The following is a 24,898-nucleotide window of genomic DNA, read 5'->3' as shown; positions in this document are numbered from 1 at the left end:
CACCCCCTGCCCCGGGACTGCTCCTGCCGGTACGTGCGTGCCTGCCGGGTGGTCGCGAGGTCGGCGACGGGCTCGACGCGGCCGGTCCGTTCAGCCCTGGGACGGACCCGGCGCCTGAGGGTGGCCGATCTGCACGCCCCCGTGGATCACACCGGCGGCGAGCGAGCCGTCCTGGGCGCTGATGTGCACGTTTCCGCCGACCGCCATCCCGCCGTCCCCGGCCGACACCCGGGCCCCGGCCGCGCTCTCGGCCAGCAGCTCGCGCAGGGCATCGCCGGCGCGCTCGCGCTCGTCCTGCGGCAGGTCCTCCAGGAACGCCTCGAACCGGGCCTGCCAGGAGGCCTCCTGGCGGATCCGGAGCCGCTCCAGCTGCCCGCCCTCGGCTGCCGCGAGCTCGGCGGCGGTGCGACCCAGCCGCTCCAGCTCGGCACTCTCGCGCTGGGCGTTCCCCCGCCCGAACCAGGCGGCCACCCGGCCTCGGAGCCCCTCCCACGCCTCGGTCCCCGCCGCAGTCATCACCGCCGTCCCACCGGAGATGGCCAGTGCGGTCAGCGTCTCGGACAGCATGCGCGATCCCCCCTTGTCGGCAACCGTGGCCCCGACCGTACCGCGAGCCGGTCGCCGCGCCTAGGCGGATATCCACGCGGCTGTGCAGGCGGGCAAGGAGAAGTGACCAACCGTCAGCAGAGCTGCCAGGCCGTCACCCCGAGGCATGCGCCCAGGTGCTCAGGCGGCCCGGGCGGGCCCCTCGACGTGCTGCTTGAAGTCCTGCAGGCAGCGGTGCACCTGGTGGGCGACGAACCCCAGTCGGTCGCCGATCAGATCGACCACGCCGTGCGGGGTGTGGTCCAGCTGCAGCATGATCCGGGTGCGCCCCTCGCCCAGCGCGTGGAAGGTGGCCACCCCGCACTGGTCCGCGCCGTCCACCGAGCGCCAGGCGATCCGCTCGCCGGGGATCCGCTCGGTGACCTCGGTGTCGAACTCGCGCTGGACCCCGTCCACCCGGGCCACCCAGTGCACCGTGCCCGACGGCCCCGGCACCACCTCCTCGACGCCGCTCATGAAGCGCGGGAACGCCGACACCCGGCACCACTGCTCGTACGCGGCCTCCACCGGCACCGCCACCTCGACCGACTCCTGCATGCGCGACATGGGTCCTCCTCTGCCGGGCGCGCCCCGGGTCGGACGCGCTGCCGCTCGTCTGCCCGCCCCGCGCCGCTTGACTCTCGGGTTACCCGAGACGGCACAGTTCCCTGCGTGGACAGGACGAATCTGCTGCCTATCGGGCAGTTCGCACAGGCCGGGGGCCTGCCGATCACCGCTCTGCGGCACTACGACGCCAGCGGCGTACTGGTGCCGGCCCTCGTCGACCCGGACAGCGGCTACCGCTACTACCGGCACGACCAGGTCCGCACGGCCCAACTGGTCCGGGCGCTGCGCCAGTTGGACATCCCGATCGAGGGGGTGCGCGAGCTGCTGGCGCGCATCGCCGACGGCCGGGACATCTCGGCCGACCTGCAGGCGCACCTGACGGCCGCCGAACGCCGGCTGGAGGTCCAACGCACCGTCGTCCACGCCCTGTTGGCCCGACTCTCCGAGGGGTACCGGATGAACCACCGCATCACCGTCCGCCAGGACGGGCCCGTGCGCGCGCTGGCCTGCCGCGCCACCGTGCACCAGCCCGAACTCGACGCCTTCGCCCGCGCGAGCTTCCAGAGCATGTACACCGTCGCCGGACAGGCCCCGCTGACCTTCACCGGGCCCGCGTTCACCCGCCTCCACGGCCTGGTCACCGAGGACAGCGCGTCCGAGGTCGAGGCGTGCCTGCCGTTCTCGGCGACGGCCGCCCAGCCGGGCGAGCTGCCGGAGGGGATGTACCTGCTGGACATCCCCGAGGCGCTGTTCGCGAGCACGGTCGTGGACGGGCCCGCCGCGGCCTTCCCGCAGATCCAGAGCGCCTACGACGCCGTCGCGGCCTGGGTCGCCGAGCACGGGTTCACCTTCGCCGGGCCGGTCCAGGAGATCTACCGGCGCTGGTGCGGCTCGCCCGGCCACCCCGAGAACAGCCTGGAGATCGCCTGGCCCATCCAGCCCGCCCGACCCGAGCCCGCCTGACCCGAGCCCGCCGAGGCCTGAGGCCGCGGGGTCCGAGGCTGTCACGATCCGGGCCGGTCACGATCCGGGCCCGTCCACGGGTCGACAGGTCAGCCGGCGCCCCCGCCGCCGCCGAACCGGTCGTCGGCACGGGGGTGTTCGGCGGCGCGGCCGGGCAGATGGCGGGTGAGGGCGTCCTCGCGGTTGGCCGCGGTGACACGCTGCACCAGGGCGCGCAGGCGGGCGGCGTGCGGGCGGGCCCACACCCGCAGGGCGCAGTCGGCCCGCGCGTCGAGGCGCTCCACCCCGGCGGCCAGGGAGCGGACGGCGCGCAGCGCGGCGGCGGCGGACCCGGGCAACAGACGAAGCAGGCGCAGCGGGTGCAGCCGGCGCAGGCAGTTCGGGGAGTGCAGGGGACTCAGGACGTACCGGGTGAGGTGGCGGATTCGGATCACGGGGAGTGCAACCCCGTCGCTTTCCGACGGGTCACGGTACGTGAACCAACCGGAGGTGGTCCGCAGCGCGCTGCGCGCCCCCTGCCCGCGCCCCCACCCCGTGGCGCAGCCCTGGCAGGCCCCTGGCGCAGCAGACCGCCGCGTCGGCAGCAACAGCGTTACCGGCCCTACCAGCCGTACCGGTGTTACCGGCCCTACCGGCCCTACCGGCCCTACCGGCGGCACCGGGGCCCCGCCCGGGCTGCCGCGCCCGCCCGGGGCGGCGAGAATCCCGACAGGGGCGATGTCGATCCGGCCGCCGCCCGTTCGACGTAACGGTGGGAGCGGGGACCACCCCGACCCGGCCGGGCCCACCGCGCGGCCCCGGACGCACAAGGAGCAGGCCATGCCAGAACTGAGGGTCCACAACCTCACCGTCACCCTGGACGGCTTCGCCGCCGGCACCGACCAGCGCCCGGACGCCCCCTTCGGCGACGGCGTCGACGGACTGCACGACTGGATGTTCGCCGCGATGCGCGAGCGCGCCGAGGGCCGGGGCGGCATCGACGTGGACCAGGTCGAGCGCTCCCTGGACAACATCGGCGCCACGATCATGGGCCGCAACATGTTCGGGCCCCAGCGCGGGCCGTGGCCCGACGAGTCGTGGCGGGGCTGGTGGGGGGAGGACCCGCCGTTCCACCACGACGTCTTCGTCCACACCCACCACCTGCGGCCCGACCTGCCGATGGCGGGCGGGACGACCTTCCACTTCACCGACGAGCCGATCGAGACCGTGCTGCGCCGGGCCTTCGAGGCGGCCGGGGGCCGGGACGTGCGCCTGGGCGGAGGGGTGGCCACCGTCCAGCGGTACCTGCGCGCCGGGCTGGTGGACGAGCTGCACCTGGCCGTCGTCCCGCTGCTCGCCGGGCGCGGCGAGCGCCTGCTCGACAACCTGGGGGAGGGGGTCGACGGCTACCGGGTCGCCGAACTGATCGCCTCCCCGGCCGCCGTCCACGCCCGCCTGGTCCGCCGCTGACCCACCGCTGACCCGCCGCCGACCCGGTGCGCCGCGGCAACCGAAGCGGCCCCGGCCTCAGGAGCGGTCGGGCGCTGCCGACCGGTCCGGCGCTGCCGCCCGGTCCGGCGCCGCGGAGCGGGCGTAGCGCTCGCCGAGCCGACGCAGGTGGTCGACCAGTTCCGCGGGCCCGGTGACGTCGAAGTCGAGGTCGAGCATGCCCAGGTAGACCGCGAGGGTCTGCACGGTGTCGGCGCCGGTGACCAGGACGCAGGTGTCGTCGTCGAGGGCCTCGACCGTGCCGACCGCGGGGTTGATCCGCTCGATCACCGCCTGCGCCGGGGCGTGGACGGTCACCCGCGCGTGGTGGCGCCAGGCCGCGCTCGACACCCGCTGGGAGACGTACGCCGCGAGGTCGCCGCCGGGCGGTTCGCGCGGGGTGAAGCGCGGACCGGTCGGGGTGCGGGGCTGGATCCGGTCGGCCCTGAAGGTCCGCCAGTCCTCGCGTTCGACGTCCCAGGCCACCAGGTACCAGCGCCGTCCCCAGTTCACCGCCCGGTACGGCTCGACGACGCGGCGGGTGGGCGAGCCGGCGTGGTCGAGGTAGTCGAAGCGCAGGCGTTCCCGGTCGCGGCAGGCGGAGACCAGGGTGGTCAGCACGTCCGCGGACACGCCCGGGGCCGGGCGGTCGGCCGGCACGGCCACCGTGTACGCCTGGAGGGCCCGCACCCGGCGGCGCAGCCGTGCGGGCAGCACCTGTTCCAGCTTGGCCAGCGCCCGCAGCGCGGTCTCCTCGGTGCCGGGGACGGCGCCCTGTGCGGCGGTGCGCAGGGCGAGCGTCACCGTGACGGCCTCCTCGTCGTCGAGCAGCAGCGGGGGCATCGCCGCCCCGGCGCCCAGCCGGTAGCCGCCGGCGGCCCCCCGCTCGGCGTCCACGGGATAGCCGAGCTCACGCAGCCGCTCGACGTCGTTGCGGACGGTGCGGCCGCTCACGCCGAGGCGCTCGGCCAGTTCGGATCCCGGCCAGGACCGGGGGGTCTGCAGGAGGGACAGCAGACGCAGCAGTCGTGCGGAGGTATCGAGCATGAGGACCAGCCTGGTGTGCTATTAGGAACGTACCGTGCCTATATCCAGAATACTGTCGTACCCATGGAGAACAGCAGCAACACCGCCGCCAACGCCGACGTCACCGCCAGCGCCGACGCCGACACCGACGCCCGGATCCGCCCGTTCCGCATCGACGTCCCGCAGGCGGAGCTCGACGACCTGCGCGAGCGGCTGGCCTGGACCCGCTGGGGCAGCGAGATCCCGGGCGCGGGCTGGAGCCGGGGTGTGCCCACCGCCTACCTCAAGGACCTGGCCGCGTACTGGGCCGAGGGCTTCGACTGGCGCAAGGCGGAGGCGGAGCTCAACGGGTTCCCGCAGTTCACCACCGGGATCGACGGCCAGAACATCCACTTCCTGCACGTGCGTTCGCAGAACCCGGCGGCCGTGCCGCTGCTGCTGGTGCACGACTGGCCCTGCTCCTTCGTGCAGTTCGTCGAGGTCGTCCGGCCGCTGGCGCAGGACTTCCACGTCGTCGTGACCTCCACGCCCGGCACCGGCTTCTCCGGTCCGCTCGGCGAGGCGGGCTGGAACACCGGCCGCATCGCGGGCGCGTTCGTCGAGCTGATGGGCCGGCTCGGGTACGACTCCTACGGCGTCCAGGGCACCGGCGGCGGCGCCTGGATCGCCGCCGAGATGGGGCGTCAGGCGCCCGACCGGGTCGTCGGCGTGCACGTCAACGGCCTGATCACTTTCCCCTCCGGGGACCCCGCCGAGTTCGAGGGGCTGACCGCGCCGGAGCAGGAGCGGCTGGCCCGGCTGGAGGAGTTCCAGAAGGACAGGATGGGCTTCGCCGCCATCCAGTCCACCCGCCCGCAGACCCTCGCCTTCGGCCTGCACGACTCGCCGGTCGGCCAACTCGCCTGGATCGCCGAGAAGTTCAAGGAGTGGACGGACCCCGCCGCCGAGCTCCCCGAGGACGCCGTGGGCCGGGACCGCCTGCTGACCAACATCAGCGTCTACTGGTTCACCGGCACGGCGGGCTCCTCGGCGAACCTCTACTACGAGGCGGGCCACGACCCGGGCGCCTGGGCCCCGAAGCCGCGCGGCACCGTCCCCACCGGCGTGGCCGTCGCCCTGGACACCGGCATCGCCATCCGCCGCTTCGCCGAGCGGGACCACAACGTCACCCACTGGACCGAGTTGGAGCGCGGCGGCAACTTCCTCGCACTGGAACAGCCGGAGGCGTTCGTCGCCGACGTCCGCGCCTTCTTCGGCACGCTCGGCGCCTGACCTCCGTACCAGGCGCCCGGCCACTGCGCCGGGCGCCTGACCCCTGCGCCCGGCGCACACCCCCGCTCGGTGTCCCGGGCGCGCGCCGTTCCCAACTCCCTCGGCCCGCTGCGCCGCCGCTCCGTCCCCGCCGCGTCACCCGCCCCCGTCCGCGCCCCCGCCCCGCGGCGTTCACGAGAACCCGGTGTCGAACCGGTGATCGCCAGTGATATAAACGGTCGTCGGTGTGCCGACCGCCGAGGCGCCACGGGGGGCAATCGCGCTGTGCCGAAAGGCATTTCGGCGAAATGTCTGAATTCTTCGTTCCTGATGGCCGTCCCCGCTGATGCCCTCTCAGCCGGCCGGACGCGCGCACCGCGCCCGTGTGCTGCCCTCGCAGCACGTCCTTGACGCGCATCAGGAGAATCTGGATGGCCATCCCCCCTGGCCGGACCGGCGGAGCCCCGGCGCCCGCCGGCCCCCGGCGGACCGCACGGCGGTCCATACGCCGCGCCCTGGCCGGCGCCGCCGCCACCGCGGTCCTGCTCGGCCTGGCGGTCCCGGCCGCCGCCTCCGCCGCACCGCAGGCCGCGCCCCCGCAGGAGCGCCGGATCGGCACCGCGCCCACCGCGCCCGCCGACGCGCAGCCCGCGGACGGGCCGGCCGACTCGACCCCGCTCAGCCTGAGCATCACGCTGGACCCGCGCGACCCCGGCGCGCTGCAGAGCTTCGTCACCGCCGTCTCCACGCCGGGCTCGCCGCAGTACCGCCACTACCTGAAGACCGGCGAGTTCGCCAAGGCCTTCGGCGCGGACCCGGCCGCCGTCGCATCCGTCAACAAGGCCCTGACCGACGCCGGCCTGCACCCCGGCGCACTGGACGCCAGCGGCCTGACCATCCCGGTCGCCACCACGGTCGGCGAGGCCAGGCGCGCCTTCGCGACCGGCTTCAGCGGCTACCGGCTGGCGGACGGCTCCACCGCGTACGCCAACACCGAGGCCCCCCGGCTGTCCGGCGCCGCCGCGGGCGCGGTGGCCGGCGTCGTCGGCCTGAACAACCTGGCGCGCCCGCACACCAACCACGTCCTGGCCGACCAGGGCGCCGTCAAGCCCGAGCGGCCGAACGCCGCACTGGCCCCCGCCTTCAGCGGCGGCCAGCCCACGCTGTGCGCGGACATCGAGAACTGGAAGGCCTCCCAGGGCAAGCACAAGTTCCAGGACTACTTCACCCCCGACACCCTGGCGGGCGTCTACCAGAAGTCCTTCGCCAACGGCGGCGCCGGCTCCACCGTCGCGGTGTTCGCCCTGGAGGACTACAGCGACGCGGCCATCGCCGCCTACCAGCGCTGCTTCGCCACCGCCGCCTCCGTCTCCCGGGTGAAGGTCAACGGCGGCCCCACCACCCCGGTGACCCCCGCCAACTACCAGGACGTCGGCGTGGAGACCGCCCTCGACGTCGAGACGATCATCGGCTTCGTCCCCAACGCCTCGGTCCTGGTCTACCAGGGCCCGGACTACACCAGGGCGAGCTGGGCCGACATCCTGGCGGTCTACCAGAAGATCGTCGCCGACAACCGCGCCCAGGTGGTGTCGATCAGCTGGGGCTCCTGCGAGGACCGCACCGACCACGCCTACCAGCAGGCCGCGAACCTGGTCTACCAGCAGGCCGCCGCCCAGGGCCAGAGCGTGGTCGCCGCCTCCGGCGACCAGGGCTCCACCGGCTGCTACAGCGGCGACCCCACCCGGCCCGACCCCCGGCTGTCCGCCGACGACCCGGCCGGCCAGCCCTACGTGACCGGCGTCGGCGGCACCACCATCAACGGGACCCCCGCCGCCCCGCAGGAGACGGTCTGGAACAGCGGCAGCGGCGGCGCCGGCGGCGGCGGAATCTCCTCCCGCTGGGCGCTCGACAACGCGGCCAGCTTCCAGGCCGGCCGCACCGCACCGGGCTTCAACCCCAGGGGCTGCCCCGCCGCGGAGGGCATCTCGACCTGCCGCCAGGTACCCGACGTCTCCGCGCTCGCCGACTCCGGCCGCGGCTACCTGATCTCCATCTACGCACAGGACCGGACCGAGTACTGGGGCACCATCGGCGGCACCAGCGGCTCCGCGCCGCTGTGGGCCGCGATCATCGCCCACGCCAACGCCGACGCCCGCTGCGCCGCCTCGGGCCCGGTCGGCTACCTCAACCCGCTGCTCTACCGGCTCGGCGCCGACGCGCTGAAGGACGTCACCACCGGCCACAACAACGTCACCGCCTCGGGCTACAGCGGCGGCCTGTACACCGCCGCCCCCGGCTACGACATGGCCACCGGCCTGGGCACCCCGCGGGTCGACGCGCTGACCCGGGAGCTGTGCGCCGCCCTGCCGCAGAGCCCGGCCGGCACCTACCGGCCCACCGCGCCCACCCGCCTCCTGGACACCCGCACCGGCGACCCGGTGACCGCCTACGGCGAGCGGTCCCTGCAGATCTCCGGCAGCGCGGGCATCCCCGTCGCGGGCGTCACCGCGGTGATCCTCAACGTCACCGCCACCGCGCCCGCCACCGACGGCCACCTGACCGTCTACCCCTCGGACGGCGCCCGCCCGGACACCTCCAACCTCAACTGGACCGCCGGCGCGACCGTGCCCAACCTGGTCACCGTCCCCGTGGGCAGGGACGGCAGGGTCACCTTCTACAACGGCGCCTGGGGCGGCGTGCACCTGCTCGCCGACGTGCAGGGCTACTACACCTCGGACACCGACGGCGCCACCTACCAGCCGTCCGGCCCGGCCCGCGTGCTGGACACCCGCACCTCGGGCGGACCGGTCGGCGCCTACGGCGAGGTGGCGCTGACCTCCCAGCAGCTCGGCGCGCCCGCCGGCACCAGGGCCGTGGTGCTCAACGTGACCTCCACCGGCTCCCTGGAGGAGGGCCACCTGACCGCCTACCCCTCGGGCGACGCCCGCCCGACCACGTCCAACCTCAACTGGACCCGCGGGCAGACCGTCCCGAACCAGGTGATCGTCCCGCTCGGCGCCGACGGCGGCATCCGCCTGTACAACGGCTCCTGGGGCCCCACCCAGATCATCGCCGACGTGTTCGGCTTCCTCACCACCGGCGGCGGCGCGGCCTTCCACACCACCGCCCCGCACCGCCTGATGGACAGCCGGCTCGGCCTCGGCACCCCCCGGGGCGCCTTCACCGGCCGCCAGGTCCGCAGGCTCGACCTGGACGCGGGCGGACTGCTGTCCGGCGCCAGGGCCGTGGTCCTCAACGTGACCGTCACCAACCCGCTGGAGGACGGCCACCTGGCCGTCTCGCCGTCCGGCCAGGCCTCCGCCAGCACCTCCAACCTCAACTGGACGGCCGGGCAGACCGTCGCCAACATGGTGACCGTCCCGGTCGGCGCCAACGGCGCCCTGGACATCCTCAACGGCTCCTGGAACAACGCGGACGTCATCGTCGACGTCCTCGGCTACTACAGCTGACCGGGCCCGCCCGCCCGGCCCGATGAAGAGGCCCGGCGAAGGGGCCCGACGAAGGGGCCCGACGAAGGGGCCCGCCACCGGAGCGATCCGGCGGCGGGCCCCTTCGCCGTCCCGCCCCAGCCGTCCCGCCGCCCCCGTCGCGCCGTCAGGGCCCCGGTGCCTCCCCGCCGAGGGCCGCCAGGACGGCGGCGGCGCTCCAGTACCCGGCCGCCCCGGGCCGGGTGGCGAGATACCCGGCGGCCCGCCGCCGGCCCCAGCCGTGGGCCTCGCCCAGCCCGGCGGCGAGGACCCGCAGATACGCCGCGGAGGGCGCGTTCAGCTCGGCGCCGTCGAGCCCCCAGGGAGCGGTGAAGGTCAGCACCGGGACCCCGTCGAGGGTGCCCGGGCACACCAGCGTCTCGTACCGGCCGGGCCCGAGCCGGTCGCGGCCGCCACCGAGCACCCCGGCCAGGTCGAGGTCCGCCCCCGGCACGCGGTGCATCTCCTGCGCGGCGATGTCGCTGAACTGCCCGACGGTCAGCAGATAGGCCCGCGCGGGCATCCGGCCCGCCCGCGCCGGATCGTAGAAGCCCATGCCGCCACCCCACACCAGCGACTCCAGCGCGAAGTACAGCACCCCGGGCAGCAGCACCGGCACGCTCCGCGCCGGCGGCCGGCCGTCCCGGCAGCCGTGCTGGCCGCGGGCCCCGCCCGCCGGGCGCCCGCCCCGCAGGTAGCGGGCCAGCCGGTCGGCGTGCATGTTCGACCCGTAGGCCGCGTACCAGACCGGCCCGCCCGCCCCCACCGCCGCGGCACCGGTCCACGGCCGCACCCGGCCCACGACCGGCACCGGCCCGGAACCCGCCTCCTGCGCCTTCCGGCTGACGGTACGTCGGATCTCGTCCATGGCCCCCGACCGTACCCGCCGCAGTCGCGCCGCCTGCCGCCGACCGGGTCGCCCCGGCGGACGCGGCGGGCGAGGCGCACCCGCCGCACGGGGCACGGCGGCTACCTTCGGGCGGGGGCCGAACCGGACGACACGCGCAGGAGAACCATGACCCCGAACCGGCCCGAGGGCGGCGTGCGGGCCCGCCAGGTGCTGCGCAACCCCAAGGTCTGGGCGGTTCCGACGATCATCGTCGGACTGCTGGCACTGCTGCTGTCCCTGCTCTACATGGGCGGCATCATCAACCCCCGCGCGGACCTGCACCGGCTGCCGATCGGCCTGGTCAACTCCGACCGGGGCGCCACCGTCGCCGGACAGCAGCAGAACCTCGGCGCCCAGATCACGGCCGGCATCGCCACCGCGCCCGACCCCAGGGGCCAGGTCTCCTGGCGGGTGCTCGACCGGGCCGAGGCCGACGACCAGATGGCCTCCGGCAAACTCGCCGGCGCCCTGGAGGTCCCCGCGGGCTTCACCGCCGCCGTGGCCGCGCTGGGCGCCCCCGCTCAGCAGCCCCCGCCGCGCCCGACGATCACCGTGCTGACCAACCCCGGCGTGGGCAGCCTGGAGTCCTCACTCGCCTCCTCGATCTCCCAGAGCGCCGCACAGCAGGCCTCGGCGCGCCTCGGCGCCGCCCTCACCGCCCAGGCCCAGACCCAGCCCCCGGCCCAAGCCCCGGCCCAGGGCGGCACGGTGAGCAACGCGGCGCAGCTGCAGCTGGCTGACCCGGTGACCGTCGACGTCCAGGTCGGCCACCCCATCGGCCCGCACAGCGGACTCGGCCTGACGGCGTTCTACTACACGCTGCTGCTGGTGCTCTGCGGGTTCCTGGGCGCGAACATCATCAGCAACGGCGTCGACGTCGCACTCGGCTACGCCGCCAGCGAGCTGGGGCCGCTGCGCACCCAGCGGCCGCTGGTGCCCATCACCCGCACCGGGACGCTGGCCGTCACCTGCGTGATGTCCGTCGCCCTCTCGGTGCTGACGTCCAGCCTGGTGATGCTGGCGACGGTGGGGATCCTGGGCATGGACGCCTCGCACCTGCCGCTGCTGTGGGTCTTCTCGGTCTGCGCCAGCGCGGCGGTGGGGCTCGGGGTGCAGGCGCTGGTCGCCGCGTTCGGCGGGATCGGGCAGCTGATCGGCATGTTCGTCTTCATCGCCCTGTCGCTGCCCTCCTCCGGGGCGACCATCCCGCTGCAGGCGCTGCCGACGTTCTACCGGGGGCTGGCGGTGTTCGAGCCGATGCGCCAGCTCAGCGACGGCGTCCGGTCGATCCTGTACTTCGGGGCCCGTGCCGACGCCGGGCTCACCCGGGCCTGGACCATGATCGCGATCGGGACGGTCGCGGCCCTGGCCTTCGGCTTCGCCATGACCACCTACTACGACCGCAAGGGCCTGCACCGCTTCCACCCCGAGTCGGACTGACCCCCACCGGGGCCGGGAGGCCGCCGAGCAGTGGGTGCGCGAGGCAACCGCCCAGTGACCTTCGGGGGCCGGCGCCCGGTCGGCCCCACCCGCACCCGGTCGTCGGCCGCGTGGCGGGCGGTGGATCCGCCCCGCCGGTCGCCTCGAAAAGGGCCGCCGACCCTCAGTCCAGTGTCGCCAGTGCGTCGACCAGCAGCCGCCCCTGACCGGCTCCCCGGCGGAGCAGGACGGAGGCCACGGTGTGCAGTTCGCCCCAGGCATGCGGCCGGCCGACCTCGGAGGCGTCCGCGAGCACCCCGAGCGCGGTGGTCAGGGCCTGCTCGGCTTCGCCGGCTCCGGCGTAGGCGTGGGCCAGGCAGGATCCGTACCAGGCGCGGTCGCGACGGTAGGTCGCGGCGAAGCCATCGAGGCCGGTGCGCAGGTTGTCCACCGCGCTGGCCCAGCGGCCCAGGTGCAGTTCGGCCATGCCGCGCTGGGCGGCGAACCAGGACTCGCCGTAGAAGTACAGCCACGGCGGGGCGTCCGTGGTGGCGGTGATGATCCGCTGGGCCTCGTCCAGGCGCCGGTAGGCGCCGGCGGCATCCCCGTCCAGGGCGTGCCCGCGGCCGGCCATCTGCAGCGCCATCGCGCGGGTCGCGGCACTGGCGCCCGGGGTGGCCGCAGCGGCTTCCCCGAGCCGGGTGCAGCGCCGACCGTTGCCCCGCGACCACGCCAGGTGGGCCTTCATGCTCATGGTGGTGGCGGCCATGTCGCCGTAGCCGGACTCCAACGCCCAGTCGTAGGAGCGGTCGAACCAGCCCAGTGCCACCGGGGCGTTGTCCTGGTCCTGGGCCAGCCAGGCCAGGAACTGCGCGTACTCCGCCAGCACCTTCACCAGCCGATCCGCCAGCGGGCCGCGCGCCCGGTCGTAGAGCCCCACCACCTCGGCGAACTGGGCGGTGACCACGCCGTTCATGACGCGCGACCCGAGGGTGTCCTCGGCCCGGCGGTGCTCGGCGAGCAGGCGTTCCACCGCGTCCAGCGACGCGGTGTCCAGCCGCATGCCGCCGCGCACCCGCATCAGCCGGTCCGCCTCGGGGTCGGCGACGATGCCGGGCAGCACCAGTGAGGGCAGCGGCAACTCCTCGATGCCTCCGGTCAGCAGCTCCACCGGCACCCGCAGCCCGGTGATGATCCGCTGGCGGACCTCGACCGAGGTCACCTCCCGCCGGCGGTTCTCGATCGCGGACACGTCCGGCTGCGCGAGCCCGACCAGCGCGCCGAGCGCGCTCTGGCTGCTGCGGGTCAGCGCCCGCCACCGCTTGAGCACCGTCGGCCAGTCCTCGGCCGCCACCGCGGCCCGCAGGTCCGGGTGCGTCCACACGTCCAACTCCTGGTCCACTCCCGAAATATAGGGCCGTCCTATAGGGCGGCGGGGGTGGTTCGGCGACACACCACCCCCCAAAGTGGACCCACCGCCCGGCGCGCAGGACCAAACCGATCCCCCTCGGCGTTCCGTGGAACGCGCCGGGCGGCACCACGACTTCGAGGAGTCCGCCATGACCAGCGTGCCCGCGACCACCGAGCCGGACGGCCTGCTGACCGGCCCGCACTCCTGGGGGATCTGGCTCGCGGACCTGGACGGCAACGAGGTCTTCGTGGAGAACCAGCAGCGGGCCGCCCGACGCCGGTCGGTCCTGGCCCAGATTGCTGCGGCCCGGCGCCGGCTCGCGCTCCCGCGCTGACCGGCCCGCTCGACACCACCTCGCACGAGGAGACGGAGGAGCACCGATGCACAGCCTGATCGCCAGCCCGTTCCTGGAAGACCATCTGATCGTGCGGCCCGGCGCCCGGGGCGGCCTCATGCTCCCGCCCGAGCGGTACGAAGACCTGCGCGCCCACGACGGAGCCGACCCGGCCCCGCACTGGCTCACCGAGGCGGTGGCCGGCCAGTGGCCCGACCTGGACACCGCCGGACCGCTCGGCGACTTCCTGATGGTCCGCCAGCCCTCCCCGTGGGGCTACTCGCGGGCCAGCTGGGAGATCAACCTGGGCTGCAACTACAAGTGCAAGCACTGCTACCTCGGTCTCAAGGTCAACGCCGGGATGCCGCTGGCGGACAAGCTCGCCTGCCTCAAGGTGATGGCGGAGGCCGGGGTGCTGTGGCTGCAGATCACCGGCGGCGAGCCGACCGTGGACAAGGACTTCATCGCCTCCTACCGGGCCGCCTACGCGCTCGGCATGATGATCACCGTCTCCACCAACGCCTCGCTGCTGTGGCGCCAGAACCTGCTGGACCTGTTCGCCGAGTGCCCGCCCTACCGGGTCACGGTGTCGATGTACGGCGCCACCAAGGCCAGCTACGACGAGCTGACGCAGCGCCAGGGCGCCTGGGACCTGTTCGTCCAGGGCATGAACGCCGCCCGCCGCGCGAAGCTGCCGCTGCGGATGAGCGTGATCGTCACCGAGGACAACGCCCACGAGGAGCAGGCGATGATCTCGCTGTGCGAGGGCTGGGGGCTGGAGTGCAACGTCTTCACCAACATGACCCCCACCATCTACGGCGGCGGCGAGGTGCTGACGGCTCAGTCCAAGGAGCACCTGCGGATGCGCAAGCCGTTCGGCGGCTGCAACGCCGGCCACACCTTCTTCCACACCGACCCGCACGGGCTGGTGTCCATCTGCAAGATCGGCCGCGACGACCAGATCAGCCTCCCCACCGAGGGGATCGACGGCCTCGCCCGGCTCGGCGCCATCGCCGACCGCCTCATGCTTCGCACCGGTGGCTGCACCGGCTGCCAGCTGTCCGGCACGTGCACCGTGTGCCGGCCGCTGGCCAAGCACTACCAGGAGGCGAAGGCACCACTCGGTTCCTACTGTCAGCACGGCTTCCAGAAAGCAGGGTGAAATGACCGCTGTCGCTGTCGAACTCAGTACCAGCCGCCCCCTCCCGGGCGACGGCCTGCCCTACCTGACCCGGCCGATCCCGGACCCCAGCGCGCCCGTCACCTCGATCACCCCGGTCGCCGACCTGGACGACGTGATGGACAGCGTGAAGTGCTCGTGCAACGCGGGCGACGACAACCCCCACTGACCGAGCCTGGTCACTTCCGCTCAGGGCCCGGCGCACTTCGCGCCGGGCCCTGAGCCCTGCCCGCCGGGCGAGTAGGGTGCGGGTATGGAGCTGTCCTGGGACCTGCTGCACCCCGTGATGTCCGTGCCGTACCTGCCGACACTCGGGCCCCTGCACCCCGACGCGCTCAGCGCCGACCTGCTGGCCGACGTGCTGGCCATCGCCGGCACCGGCCGGTTCCTGCCCCACGACAAGGACCGGCGCTGGTCCGAGCGCAAGGACGAGCACCTCCTCGACGATGTCCACCAGGACGAGCACCGCATCCTGATCCCCACCCTCACCGGCCGCGGCGTCCTGCGCGTCCACCTGTACGGCGCCCCCGAGCACCGCCCCGAGGCCATGGAGACCGCGGCCAAGCTCGCCGCCGCCCACGACGCCGCCTCGGCCCGGGTGATCTGGTTCCAGGCCGTCCCGGACCCGGTCGCCGCCTCCACCCGCGTCCAGCTCCGCACCTTCGACCAGCCGGCCCTGCCGGTCGGCGGGATCGAGCACCTGGACACCCTGCCCGACCCCGTACGCGCCACCTTCGGCGCCTTCGCCGAGAAGCTGGCCGGCGAGGGCTTCGCCTTCCTGCACTCCCGGATCGACAGCGTCGGCCCGGTCCTGACCGCGGTGCGCGACGACCGGGTGGTGGGCGCCATCGGCCCCATGGAGACCATGCCGGACCCGATCGGCCGGGCCCGGCTGCTGCCGCAGTACTTCGGCGTCCTGCCCGAGTACCGGGGCCTCGGGCTCGGCCGCCGGCTGTGGCGCGCGGCCATGCACTGGGGCCACGCCAACGGTGCCGACTACCAGCTGCTGCAGACCACCGCCGGCGGCGCCTCGGACCGGCTGTGCCAGGCCGAAGGACTGACCGACCTCGGCTTCGTGTGCGCCACCACGGTGTGACCCCCGCCGTTCCCGGTCGGTGTGTCGCATCAGCAGGCGGCTCCTGAACGACCGGCTCCGGACGCCGGCTCAGGCCGGGAATCCCAATCCCACCAAGATCATCGCGTGGCGGCTTTGGGGCTCACCCTGGCTGGACCCCGATCCGACAGGGCCTCCCCGCGCAAGCCGGCCGCGGGGGAGTGCGCAGGACTGCTCAGCCGAGCGTCAGCGACTTGGAGTGGGTCCGCCAGGCCTCGTCCACCGAGACGGTCTCGCCCTTGTAGCTGGGGCTCGCCCAACCGGTGGCCTGGAACCCGGTGAACAGGTTGATCCAGCAGTTGGCGTACGGCCGCACCGAGTAGACGTGGTTCTGGAGCGGGGCGGGGATGTCGAAGGAGTAGTCGGCGCTGTTGCCGTTGTAGCAGTCGTGCGGGCCGGTGAAGGTCACCGACTGGCCCTCGAAGAAGAAGTCCTGGTAGATCGTCCCCAGGACCACCAGGCCGGAGAGGCCGGCCGTGCTGTTCAGCTCCTCGGCGAACGCGCCGTCACGGGCGGCCGCGGAGGCGCTCAGCGGGGCGTCGGCGACCCGGCCGCCGGTGGCGTGGCCGATGGCCTCCCGGTAGGTGCCGAAGCACTGCGACTGCCCGTCCTGCGCGCTCACCACGCAGTGGCGGGCCGCCGGTGCGCCCGCCCCCGCGGGCTGGGCGACGGCCGTGGCCGCGCCGGACAGGGACAGCGCGATCCCGGCCGCCGCGAGGACGGCTCCGGTGCGCTTGAAGGAGTGCGTCATGTGTGGTCAACTCCCGAATCGGATGGGCTACTTGGCGACCGCCCGGGTTGCACCGGGCGCCTGCCACCGATTCTGTGCGAGGTCGGCGGGGGATGAGAATCCCAGATATGTGGGACAGGTTCGTACACTCCTGCCCGATATCCGGAGGGCGGGCTCCTGCTTGCGCACCGCCAGCCGCGCACCGCCCGCCGGGGCACCCCTGCGGCCCGCTACCGGCCCGAGAAGCCCTCGACGAGGCCGAGCAGCCAGAAGTTGGCGTACGGGCCGGCGCTGGTGGCGGTGGGGTCGGCGAGCCGGCCGCCCCGGCCCAGGCGGACGGTGACCCGGTCCAGCGCGACCGAGGCGCCGCAGGTGTAGCCGAGCGGTGCGTACGTCTCGTCCGGCCCGCACAGCACGGACACCACCCGGCGGGCGGGCGGGAAGCGCAGCACGATCTGCTCGCGGTCGGCGGAGACGACCTCCAGGCCGAGGACCAGATGGGCGCCGCCGACCAGGTACCAGCCGCTGCCGGGCCGGTCCTGGCGCAGCACCCCGGCCAGCACCCGCAGCCGGCCCCCGCCCAGGCCGGGCAGCAGCCCGCGCTCACCCGCCGCCGCCGTACCCGCCGTACCCGCCGCGCCCGCTCCGCCGCCCGGCGGTCCGGCCGGCGCCACCGCCGCGGTCGCCAGCACCGCCGCCGACACCAGCGCCGCCACCGCGGCCAGGTGCCGCCGGCGCTGCGCGTGCCGCACCGCGGCTCCCCGGGACCGCTGCTGCATCGTCCTCCGCCCGCGCCGCCGCCCGGACCTCCCCGGACGGATCCCCGATCACCGATCCCGGACATCCGAGCACCCCGCCGGGCCCGTACCGACCCGGCACCGCCGCGCCGCCCCCAGCACCACCCGCCCGGGCCAGCGCCACCACCCCGCCCGGGCGGCGCGCCGGTGTGGCGCGCGCTGATCGCACGGTTGGGTAATCTCCGCGGGTGCAAATTGATCCCGCTCTGGCCGTGCTGCCCCCTCGATATTCCGATCCGCGACTGCGTAAGTGGATGGGGCGGCAGATCGCCATAGCCGATGAATCCCAGATGCTGGCGGTGTGGCTCTGGAATGAGGAGGGCTACTTCCTGGTGGAGGCGCACGAGGCATTCAAGGAGCACAGCGACCTGGTCCGGGAAGACTTGAGGGAGGCGGAAAAACGGGCAAAGCACGGCAAGTGCGGCTCCGGCCCTGCGTACGGCCCGCCCTCCGCCGGGTTCGAGGAGGCGTGTGCGACGGTTTTCAGGGAGTTCGTCGCCGCTCTTGAATCCGAGAAGCAGGCCGCCTCCGATGCGGCCGAGCGCGTGCTGTCGCTGCGGGAGTCCATGTGTTCACAGTTCGGATGGGACACCAGTGGTTTCTACGCGCGCGAGCCGCGGGTGCCCGAGTGGTCCGTGGAGTTCGAGGCCATCGCCGACCTGTACTTCACGCTGCCGCAGGCCCGGGAGCGGTTGGTCGAACTGACGGCCCGGCACCGCAGTGCCATCCACGGGCTTGCTTTGGCAGAGCACCAGCGCAGAGATCACCTGGACGGCCCGCTTCTCAGCGGCGAAGGACGCTACCTGCGTCACGTCTATGCGGAACTACGGGCTCTTCAGAACCGTGTCGGGCACGAAACGGTAGCGGCGATGAAGGTCCATCGGGCCAGGTTCACATGCCCCGACGGCGACTCGGTGCCCCCGGAGCGCACCGACGGTCTCTCGTCCGCTACGGCAAAGCTCACAGCGCTTCTGGTGGACTTGCGGACCGAGGTGAACGCCGGTGTCGAGGAGTGCGCGGAGTTCTGGGAGAGCGTCGAGTCCGTGTTCCGCCTGGCACCGGGCGAGGAGGCCCCGCCTGTCCTGGAGGCGTCGCTGAAGGTGGAGACGGTCGCCGGGTTCTCGGCTCGGCTGGCCTCCGCTCAAGCAAGGTACCGGGACGCCATGGAGAAGTGCCGAGATGCAGTTCACGAGGTTGCCCGCTTGGAGGACCTCAGGATCGGGCTGCTGCGCTCGGGGGGAAGCCTCTCCATGGAGGCCGTACGAACGATGCATCCCCGGGACTTCGAACGCCTGGTGGCCGAGAGGCTGCGACGGGACGGGTTCTCGATCCTCCAGGCGCAGGGAGGACCCGGGGATCTGGGCGCGGATGTCATAGCGCTCTCTCCTGCCGGGAAGAGGGTCGTGGTCCAGTGCAAGCACACTTCGAAGGGCTCCAATGTCGGCACAGGTGCACTGCAGGCCTTCAACGGGACCGCGGTGCCCGAGCATCAGGCCGATGTGGCCGTCGTCGTCACGAACGGGTTCTACACCAAGCCGGCGTTGCAGTTCGCAGGCGTACACGGCATCCGGCTCATGGGGGTGTGGGAGGTCCGGCGATGGATCGAGTGGGGAGTGCCGGTCACGGAGCTGTTGGCCTGATCATGGTCGAGTGGTGGCGACCGTGCCGCGCGCGGGCCGGGGCTCAGGCGCCCTGGGTGTCGAGCCAGTGCAGCAGCAGGGCCCGCTCGGCGGGGGTGGCGGGGTGGCTGTCGGGGTCCAGCGCCCACTGCCGGATGTGCTGCAGGGTGTCGTGGTCGAGGTCCAGGTAGAGCCGCCAGTGGGACCGGGGGTGGCATTCCGGGTCCCGCGGCTGGTCGCAGTGGTGGCAGTGGGTGAAGAAGGCGTCCACCAGCCGGTGCACGATCACGTCGTCGGACATGGGAAGGCGTCGTTCCTCACGTGGCTCGGGGGTGTACCGCCTCCCAGGGTGCGTAACGAAACCCTTCCGGGAACCGGTGCCAACGGCCCCCGCGGCAGGGACCAAAGTCCCGAGACCTACGGCCTGTCCTGGGCGAGGAACGCCTCGACGGCGGCCGTGAACCGGTCGGCGTCGTCGAGCCAGGGGTAGTGGCCCGCCCCCGGCTGCACGGTGAGTGCGGCGTCGGGGAACAGCTCCGCGAACCGCGCCACCGCCTCGGGCGGGCTGTTCAGGTCGAACTCCCCGGCGAGCAGCAGGGCGGGGGCCTCCAGGGCGCCGAGCGCCGCGCGGGTGGCCTGCGGGGTGAAGGCGCCCTCGGCCCCGAAGCCGGCGACGGCCTCCGCGTTGTCCGGCCGGCCGGCCGCGTGGTGGCGCTGCGCGGCGGCGTCCCAGCGGCCGTAGAAGAAGGGGGCGACGGCCTCCCAGTCGCCGCCCCTGCCCTCGGTGATCTCCTCCAGGGCGGCGAACGCCGCCGGGAACCACGGCTCGCCCGCGCGCAGCCGGGCGACCTCGCGCCGGGTCGGCCCGGTGATCGGGATGTCGACGGCGCGGGTGCCGGGGGTGACGAGGGCGAGCCTGCCGACGCGGTCCGGGTGCAGGGCCGCGTACTGCGTGGCGAGGTTGGCGCCGGCGGAGTGTCCGAGCAGGTCGATCCGGGGCAGTGCGAGGTGGGTGCGCAGCGCCTCGACGTCCGCCACGAGGCGGTCGCAGCGGTAGGAGGAGGGGTCCTCGGGGGCCGCGGAGTGCCCGGTGCCGCGCAGGTCCAGGACGATCAGCCGGCGGTGGGCGGACAGGCCGCCGAGGTCGCCGAGGTAGGCGGAGTCCGCGGGGCCTCCGGGCAGGCAGACCAGCGGGTCGCCGGTTCCGGTGGTGCGGTAGGCGAGCTGGGTGCCGTCGGGGGCGGTGAAAGTGGGCATGGCCGGGATCATGCCAGCCATAACTCGGTTATACAACCCGGTTATGGCGGCGGGCGGACTGGTGTATAACCGGGTTGTGGCAGCTGACGAGAACGCGTACCGGAATCCCGAGGCGCTCACCGAGGAACAGGCCGGGCGGATGCTCGCCGACATGAACGAGGTCATCCGCGCAGGCGAGGAGATGCGGGCCCTGCGCGCCGAAATGATCAAGGTCCTCGCCGGCCTCGGCTGGACCCAGGACAAGATCGCCCAGCTCACCGGGATGAGCCAGCCCGCCGTGTCCAAGCAGGTGGCCAAGTACCGCGACGACCCGCCGGCCCCGATGGCGCTCGCCCTCGACCAGCGCGACACCCCCTGGCTCGAAGGACGCCTGTGGGGCCTCGCCGAGGAGATCGCGGAGACCCTCGGCGCCGCCGCCCGCTGCACCCGCCACGTCCAGGCCTTCGCCCGGGGGCGGACGCGCTTCACCCCGCGCAGCGTCGACGAGCTGCGCCGCCTGGTCGAGGAGGACCTCAGGGCGCACCGGGCGGAGCTGCCCGCCGCCTACCGCCACACCTACGACGCGGTCGCCCGCGGCCTCGACCTGCCCGCGCACGGCGCCCCCGCGCCCGCGGAACCGGCCTCCGTGCGCCGCGCCCTCGCCCACCGCGTCCAGCGCGACCGCCTGCGCGACGCCTCCTGACGCACGCAGGACCCGGCCGCGGCCGGGGCGCGCGGGCGCCGAAGGGGGCGTGGCGGCCGGAGGGCCTAGGGTGGACGGATGAGCTCCCCGCATCCCCCGGTGTCCGTGCGGACGGCCACGCCCGCGGACGTCGATGCCATCGTCGACACGCTGACCACGGCGTTCTTCGAGGACCCGCTGTGGGGCCCGGCGTTCCCCGACGTGGAGCGGCGCGCGGTGCAGGCGGCCGCGATGTGGCGGTACTACGCGGCCTCGGCGCTGCGCTACCCGTGGACGCTGGTGACGCCGGACGTCGGGGCCGTCTCGGTGTGGATCCCCCCGGGCGGGACGGAGCTCACCGCCGAGGAGGGCGACGGACTGGGGGAGTTCCTGACGCGGATCGCGGGGCCCGAGGCGGCCGGGGCGATCGTGGCGATCGGCGACCAGCTCGAAGCGGCGCACCCCGGCGTGCCGTGCTTCTACCTCACCCTGCTGGCCACCCACGGCGACCACCGCGGCCGGGGGCTGGGGATGGGCCTGCTGGCCGAGGGCCTGGCGCGGATCGACGCGCTCGGCGCGCCCGCCTACCTGGAGTCCTCCAACCCCGCGAACATCCGCCGCTACGAGAGCGTCGGCTTCACCCCCCGTGACGAGATCGCCATCGCCGGCGGCCGGACCGTCACCACGATGTGGCGCCCGGCCCGTTGACCCGCCCGCAGACCCGCCCGCCGACCCGGCAGGGGACCCGCCCGCCGACCCGGCCGGTGTCCCTGCGGGGAGCCCGGGCGGGCGATCGCGTGCGGTCCGGGCCGGTGGCTCGTTGGACCGGACATGGCTGATGAGGCGGGTGGCGCGGCACGGGCCCCGATGGTGTGGGCGCTGGCGGTGCGCAGTACGCAGTCGGGGCCGCCGTACGCGGAGGCGATCGTGGAGGTCGGCCCCCGGCTGCACGGCGACCTGCTGTCGGACCTGGTGGACAGCGGCTTCACGATCGCGGCGGGGGAGCCGCCGGACACCACCGGGGTGGTGGAGATGAGCGGCAGCCGCCTGGCGCGGCTGGTGCTGGTGGGCGGCCGGCAGGTGTGGGAGCCGGCCTCGCCGGTCGAGGCGTCGCAGGGCTGGCTGGCGGCGGCCGAGGGCCGGGGCGGGGTGATCGTGATCGTGGTGCCGCCGGGGACGTGGCCGCAGGGCCTGATGGAGCTGGAGCCGCAGGCGCGGATCGAGGTGTTCACCCGGAGCCTGGAGCTGGCGCGGGCGGCGGGCCTGGTGCTCCACGGCATGACCGCGGTCGGGACCGGCTCCGCGGAGCCGGAGTACGGCCCGGGGGAGTACTGAGCCGCCGCGCCCCCGGGCTCAGGCCCGGAACGTGCGCCGGTAGGCGCCCGGCGGCACACCGATCGCGGTGTGCAGGTGCTGGCGCAGGGAGGCGCCGGTGCCGAAGCCGACCCGTTCGGCGATCCGGTTGACCGGCAGGTCGCTGCTCTCCAGCAGGTTCCGGGCCAGGTCGACCCGCTGCTGGGTGAGCCACTGGCCCGGGCTCAGCCCGACCTCGGCCCGGAAGCGCCGGGTGAAGGTGCGCCGGCTCATGCCCGCGTGGCCGGCGAGGTCGGCCAGCTGGAGCGGCTCGTGCAGCCGGTCCAGCGCCCAGGCGCGGGTGGCGGACGTCCCGGCGTCCGGGCTGGCCGGCACCGGCCGCTCCACGTACTGTGCCTGGCCGCCCTCGCGCTGCGGGGGGACGACGCAGCGCCGGGCGACCTGGTTGGCGACGGCGCTGCCGTGGTCGGAGCGGATCAGGTGCAGCATCAGGTCGATGCCGGCCGCCGCGCCGGCCGAGGTCAGGACGCGCCCGGTGTCGACGAACAGGACGTCGGGGGCGAGCTCGACCTGCGGGTACAGCCGCCGGAAGTGCTCGGCGTGGTGCCAGTGCGTGGCGGCGCGGCGCCCGTCGAGCAGGCCCGCCGCAGCGAGCAGGAAGGTGGCGACGCAGATGCCCGCGATGCGGGTGTCGGGGCGCACCAGGGCGAGCGCCTCGGCGGTGCGGCGCGGCAGGGCGTCCCGGTCGGTGATCGAGGCGAACTCCTCGGCCGCCGGGATGACCACGGTGTCGGCCCGGGCCAGTACGGCGCGGTCGTGTTCGACGGTGATCGAGAAGTCGGCGGCGGTGCGGACCGGCCGCCCGTCCGGCGAGCAGGTGACCACCTCGTACAGGGGCCGCCCGTCGGGGTCCGTGGCGGCGCCGAAGAGCCGGGAGGCGAGGCTCAACTCGAACGGGATGACCCCGTCCAGGGCCAGAACGACGACGCGGTGCATGGCCCAATCCTTGCACACCATGACCTCCGGGCCGCTATTCACGCAGGTCGGGCCCGGACATCCTGGGTTCATGACCATGATGAAGGCAATCACCCAGCACACCTACGGCGGCAGCGACGTCCTGCGGGAGACCGGGATTGAGCGCCCGGTACCCGGCCCCTCCGAGGTGCTCGTGCGCGTCCACGCGGCGGGCATGAACCCCACCGACTGGAAGCACCGCCAGTTCGCCGGGTTCCTCGACCGCCTGCCCCTGGTGCTCGGCTGGGACGTCTCCGGCGTCGTCGAGGCCGTCGGCCCCGGCGTCACGATCCACCGGGTGGGCGACGAGGTCTTCGGGATGCTGCCCTACCCGTACGGCGTCGGCTCCTTCGCCGAGTACGTGAGCGCCCCGGCCCGCGCGCTGGTCCGCAAGCCCGCCGGTGTCGACCACGTCCAGGCGGGCGCGCTCCCGCTGGCCGCGCTGACCGCCTGGCAGGTCCTGGTGGACGCCGCGGACGTGCAGCCCGGCCAGCGGGTCCTGATCCACGCCGCGGCGGGCGGCGTCGGCCACCTCGCCGTGCAGATCGCCAAGGCGCGCGGCGCCCACGTGATCGGCACGGCCAGCGCCCCCAAGCACGCGCTGCTGCGCGAGCTGGGCGCCGACGAGCTGGTCGACTACCGGACCGAGGACTTCACCGCGATCGACCCGGTCGACCTGGTCCTCGACACCCTGGGCGGCGAGACGGCGATCCGCTCCCTGGACACCCTCAAGCCCGGCGGCCGACTGGTCACCATCGCCCTCGGCTCGCTGCCCGCCGACCTCGCCGCCCGGGGCGACGCCCTCGGCGTGCAGGCCTACCCGCTGCTCGTCGAGGCCGACCAGGCCGGCATGCAGGCCGTCGCCGACCTGGTCACCGCCGGGCGCCTGCGCGCCGTCGTCGAGGCGGTCTTCCCGCTCGCCGAGGCCGCCAAGGGCCACGACCTGGGCGACACCGGCCGGGTCACCGGCAAGGTCGTGCTCACCGTCGCCGAATAGGCCCCCCGGGCCCCTGAGGCCCCGGCCCGATCCTCCCGTGCTTGTCGCGGCACCCGCCCGCACGGGAGGATCGGGCGGTGTTCGAGCTGCTGGCGGGAACGGGGGTCGCGCTGCCCGGTACGGGCGGCCTGCTGCGCTTCGGCATGGACGAGTACGCCGCCGGCCGGGCCCTGGCCGCCCTCGCCGACGCGCGGCCGGTGCCGGTGCCCGGCGCGGCGTGGGGGTACAGCGCCCGCTGGGGCGACCTCACGGTGGCCGTCCGCGCCGACGAACCCAACCGGGCGGCCGAGCAGGCGCGCGAGCCGCTGCTGCACACCGTCGTGCTGACGCGCGCCCGCTCCGCCTCGGACGGACCCGGCGGCACGCCCGTCGTCCTCGACGACATCGACCTGTTCGGCTACCCGGCCGCCGAGGTCCTCCACGCGCTCGGACCCGTCCCGCCCCCCGGCCTGTGGACCGAACCCCCGCACGGGCGCGGCTACCTGACCGCCGTCGCCCTGGGCGGCGAGCCCGCGCCCCCGCCCGCGGGCCGCCGCACCTCGGCCGCGGCCGAGGCGGCCGAGGTCGAGCGCGCCCTCGCCGGCTACGCCCCGCTGTGGACCACCGAGCGCGACCGGTGGCAGCTGCAGGAGGCCGGCGGCGGCCACCTGCCCCGCCTCCGCGACGAACCGGGCACCACCCTGCTGGTGTGCGACGACGCCCTCGCCCGCAGGATCACCGCCGCCATGCTCGCCGCCGGCGTCGAGGTCGTCCCCGAAACCCCCTGAGAAGCCGTTGCCGCACCGGCCTCGGCAAGCGCGGGTTCGATTGCGGCA

At 74.4% G+C, this 24,898-nt stretch carries 26 protein-coding genes; 15 read left to right on the top strand and 11 right to left on the bottom strand.

Annotated features, from left to right (window positions below):
* Nucleotides 1-90: 90 nt before the first annotated feature.
* Together ACFVVX_RS11355 and ACFVVX_RS11350 are read right to left on the bottom strand one after the other, a co-directional pair.
* The gene (locus ACFVVX_RS11355) at nucleotides 91-567 is read right to left on the bottom strand and encodes a hypothetical protein (RefSeq protein ID WP_387943973.1); all 477 of its coding nucleotides are present in this window, start codon (nucleotides 565-567) and stop codon (nucleotides 91-93) included.
* A gap of 159 nt (nucleotides 568-726) precedes the next feature.
* Nucleotides 727-1,152 (bottom strand): SRPBCC family protein, encoded by a 426-nt coding sequence (locus tag ACFVVX_RS11350; RefSeq protein ID WP_387943971.1) that lies wholly within the window; start codon nucleotides 1,150-1,152, stop codon nucleotides 727-729.
* A 105-nt stretch (nucleotides 1,153-1,257) separates the two neighbouring features.
* On the opposite strand from ACFVVX_RS11350, the gene ACFVVX_RS11345 reads away from it, so the two are divergent.
* Entirely contained in the window at nucleotides 1,258-2,115 is an 858-nt protein-coding gene (locus ACFVVX_RS11345; RefSeq protein WP_387943969.1) for a MerR family transcriptional regulator, read from the top strand.
* An 89-nt stretch (nucleotides 2,116-2,204) separates the two neighbouring features.
* On the opposite strand, the gene ACFVVX_RS11340 is transcribed toward ACFVVX_RS11345, so the two are convergent.
* Entirely contained in the window at nucleotides 2,205-2,549 is a 345-nt protein-coding gene (locus ACFVVX_RS11340) for a hypothetical protein (protein WP_387943967.1), read from the bottom strand.
* Between the two features lie 385 nt (nucleotides 2,550-2,934).
* Between ACFVVX_RS11340 and ACFVVX_RS11335 the strand changes: the two genes are divergently transcribed.
* Nucleotides 2,935-3,564: a dihydrofolate reductase family protein gene (locus ACFVVX_RS11335; protein WP_387943965.1), complete on the top strand. Its 630-nt coding sequence runs from the start codon at nucleotides 2,935-2,937 to the stop codon at nucleotides 3,562-3,564.
* A gap of 57 nt (nucleotides 3,565-3,621) precedes the next feature.
* Here ACFVVX_RS11335 and ACFVVX_RS11330 read toward each other — a convergent pair whose 3' ends face one another.
* The gene (locus tag ACFVVX_RS11330; protein ID WP_387943963.1) at nucleotides 3,622-4,629 is read right to left on the bottom strand and encodes a helix-turn-helix transcriptional regulator; all 1,008 of its coding nucleotides are present in this window, start codon (nucleotides 4,627-4,629) and stop codon (nucleotides 3,622-3,624) included.
* 63 nt (nucleotides 4,630-4,692) lie between these two features.
* Between ACFVVX_RS11330 and ACFVVX_RS11325 the strand changes: the two genes are divergently transcribed.
* Nucleotides 4,693-5,880, top strand: a complete 1,188-nt coding sequence (locus tag ACFVVX_RS11325) for an epoxide hydrolase family protein (protein WP_387943961.1) — start codon at nucleotides 4,693-4,695, stop codon at nucleotides 5,878-5,880.
* Between the two features lie 410 nt (nucleotides 5,881-6,290).
* The gene (locus tag ACFVVX_RS11320) at nucleotides 6,291-9,329 is read left to right on the top strand and encodes a protease pro-enzyme activation domain-containing protein (protein ID WP_387943959.1); all 3,039 of its coding nucleotides are present in this window, start codon (nucleotides 6,291-6,293) and stop codon (nucleotides 9,327-9,329) included.
* A 145-nt stretch (nucleotides 9,330-9,474) separates the two neighbouring features.
* Here the strand turns inward: ACFVVX_RS11320 and ACFVVX_RS11315 are convergent, their stop codons facing one another.
* On the bottom strand, nucleotides 9,475-10,068 hold the full coding sequence (locus ACFVVX_RS11315) for a histone deacetylase (protein ID WP_387944248.1): 594 nt from the start codon (nucleotides 10,066-10,068) through the stop codon (nucleotides 9,475-9,477).
* A 294-nt stretch (nucleotides 10,069-10,362) separates the two neighbouring features.
* Between ACFVVX_RS11315 and ACFVVX_RS11310 the strand changes: the two genes are divergently transcribed.
* Nucleotides 10,363-11,676 carry a DUF3533 domain-containing protein gene (locus ACFVVX_RS11310; protein ID WP_387943957.1) on the top strand — a complete coding sequence of 438 codons (1,314 nt, stop codon included), beginning with the start codon at nucleotides 10,363-10,365 and terminating at the stop codon, nucleotides 11,674-11,676.
* 163 nt (nucleotides 11,677-11,839) lie between these two features.
* On the opposite strand, the gene ACFVVX_RS11305 is transcribed toward ACFVVX_RS11310, so the two are convergent.
* Entirely contained in the window at nucleotides 11,840-13,057 is a 1,218-nt protein-coding gene (locus tag ACFVVX_RS11305; RefSeq protein ID WP_387943955.1) for a helix-turn-helix domain-containing protein, read from the bottom strand.
* 157 nt (nucleotides 13,058-13,214) lie between these two features.
* Here ACFVVX_RS11305 and ACFVVX_RS11300 point away from each other — a divergent pair, with 157 nt between their 5' ends.
* The 4 genes from ACFVVX_RS11300 to ACFVVX_RS11285 all read left to right on the top strand — a co-directional run bounded on the left by ACFVVX_RS11300 (nucleotide 13,215) and on the right by ACFVVX_RS11285 (nucleotide 15,676).
* On the top strand, nucleotides 13,215-13,400 hold the full coding sequence (locus ACFVVX_RS11300; RefSeq protein WP_387943953.1) for a hypothetical protein: 186 nt from the start codon (nucleotides 13,215-13,217) through the stop codon (nucleotides 13,398-13,400).
* Nucleotides 13,401-13,446: 46 nt separating this feature from the next.
* Nucleotides 13,447-14,562, top strand: a complete 1,116-nt coding sequence (locus tag ACFVVX_RS11295; RefSeq protein ID WP_387943951.1) for a radical SAM protein — start codon at nucleotides 13,447-13,449, stop codon at nucleotides 14,560-14,562.
* 1 nt (nucleotide 14,563) lies between these two features.
* Nucleotides 14,564-14,749 (top strand): hypothetical protein, encoded by a 186-nt coding sequence (locus tag ACFVVX_RS11290; RefSeq protein WP_387943949.1) that lies wholly within the window; start codon nucleotides 14,564-14,566, stop codon nucleotides 14,747-14,749.
* A gap of 84 nt (nucleotides 14,750-14,833) precedes the next feature.
* Nucleotides 14,834-15,676 carry a GNAT family N-acetyltransferase gene (locus ACFVVX_RS11285; protein WP_387943947.1) on the top strand — a complete coding sequence of 281 codons (843 nt, stop codon included), beginning with the start codon at nucleotides 14,834-14,836 and terminating at the stop codon, nucleotides 15,674-15,676.
* Between the two features lie 193 nt (nucleotides 15,677-15,869).
* Here the strand turns inward: ACFVVX_RS11285 and ACFVVX_RS11280 are convergent, their stop codons facing one another.
* Nucleotides 15,870-16,445, bottom strand: coding sequence for a hypothetical protein (locus tag ACFVVX_RS11280; RefSeq protein ID WP_387943945.1), 576 nt, complete (start codon nucleotides 16,443-16,445; stop codon nucleotides 15,870-15,872).
* 209 nt (nucleotides 16,446-16,654) lie between these two features.
* Nucleotides 16,655-17,203, bottom strand: coding sequence for a hypothetical protein (locus ACFVVX_RS11275; protein WP_387943943.1), 549 nt, complete (start codon nucleotides 17,201-17,203; stop codon nucleotides 16,655-16,657).
* 272 nt (nucleotides 17,204-17,475) lie between these two features.
* Here ACFVVX_RS11275 and ACFVVX_RS11270 point away from each other — a divergent pair, with 272 nt between their 5' ends.
* Complete coding sequence (locus ACFVVX_RS11270) at nucleotides 17,476-18,861, top strand: restriction endonuclease (RefSeq protein ID WP_387943941.1); 1,386 nt, start codon at nucleotides 17,476-17,478, stop codon at nucleotides 18,859-18,861.
* A 43-nt stretch (nucleotides 18,862-18,904) separates the two neighbouring features.
* Here ACFVVX_RS11270 and ACFVVX_RS11265 read toward each other — a convergent pair whose 3' ends face one another.
* A complete protein-coding gene (locus tag ACFVVX_RS11265) occupies nucleotides 18,905-19,141 on the bottom strand; it encodes a hypothetical protein (RefSeq protein ID WP_387943939.1) in 237 nt (78 codons plus the stop codon).
* A 116-nt stretch (nucleotides 19,142-19,257) separates the two neighbouring features.
* On the bottom strand, nucleotides 19,258-20,097 hold the full coding sequence (locus ACFVVX_RS11260; protein WP_387943937.1) for an alpha/beta fold hydrolase: 840 nt from the start codon (nucleotides 20,095-20,097) through the stop codon (nucleotides 19,258-19,260).
* Nucleotides 20,098-20,173: 76 nt separating this feature from the next.
* On the opposite strand from ACFVVX_RS11260, the gene ACFVVX_RS11255 reads away from it, so the two are divergent.
* The 3 genes from ACFVVX_RS11255 (at nucleotide 20,174) to ACFVVX_RS11245 (ending at nucleotide 22,093) form a co-directional block, all read left to right on the top strand.
* The gene (locus tag ACFVVX_RS11255; protein ID WP_387943935.1) at nucleotides 20,174-20,779 is read left to right on the top strand and encodes a sigma-70 family RNA polymerase sigma factor; all 606 of its coding nucleotides are present in this window, start codon (nucleotides 20,174-20,176) and stop codon (nucleotides 20,777-20,779) included.
* Between the two features lie 78 nt (nucleotides 20,780-20,857).
* Entirely contained in the window at nucleotides 20,858-21,466 is a 609-nt protein-coding gene (locus tag ACFVVX_RS11250) for a GNAT family N-acetyltransferase (protein ID WP_387943933.1), read from the top strand.
* Between the two features lie 123 nt (nucleotides 21,467-21,589).
* Nucleotides 21,590-22,093, top strand: a complete 504-nt coding sequence (locus ACFVVX_RS11245; protein WP_387943931.1) for a hypothetical protein — start codon at nucleotides 21,590-21,592, stop codon at nucleotides 22,091-22,093.
* Nucleotides 22,094-22,111: 18 nt separating this feature from the next.
* On the opposite strand, the gene ACFVVX_RS11240 is transcribed toward ACFVVX_RS11245, so the two are convergent.
* Nucleotides 22,112-23,068 (bottom strand): GlxA family transcriptional regulator, encoded by a 957-nt coding sequence (locus tag ACFVVX_RS11240; protein WP_387943929.1) that lies wholly within the window; start codon nucleotides 23,066-23,068, stop codon nucleotides 22,112-22,114.
* Nucleotides 23,069-23,147: 79 nt separating this feature from the next.
* Between ACFVVX_RS11240 and ACFVVX_RS11235 the strand changes: the two genes are divergently transcribed.
* On the top strand, nucleotides 23,148-24,083 hold the full coding sequence (locus ACFVVX_RS11235; protein WP_387944246.1) for an NADP-dependent oxidoreductase: 936 nt from the start codon (nucleotides 23,148-23,150) through the stop codon (nucleotides 24,081-24,083).
* A 77-nt stretch (nucleotides 24,084-24,160) separates the two neighbouring features.
* Nucleotides 24,161-24,850 (top strand): hypothetical protein, encoded by a 690-nt coding sequence (locus ACFVVX_RS11230; protein ID WP_387943927.1) that lies wholly within the window; start codon nucleotides 24,161-24,163, stop codon nucleotides 24,848-24,850.
* Nucleotides 24,851-24,898: the final 48 nt, after the last annotated feature.

Source organism: Kitasatospora sp. NPDC058170 (genome assembly GCF_042883905.1).
Taxonomy (GTDB): Bacteria; Actinomycetota; Actinomycetes; order Streptomycetales; family Streptomycetaceae; genus Kitasatospora.
Note: the sequence above shows the minus strand (reverse complement) of the source record. Positions and strands in the feature narration are given on the sequence as shown.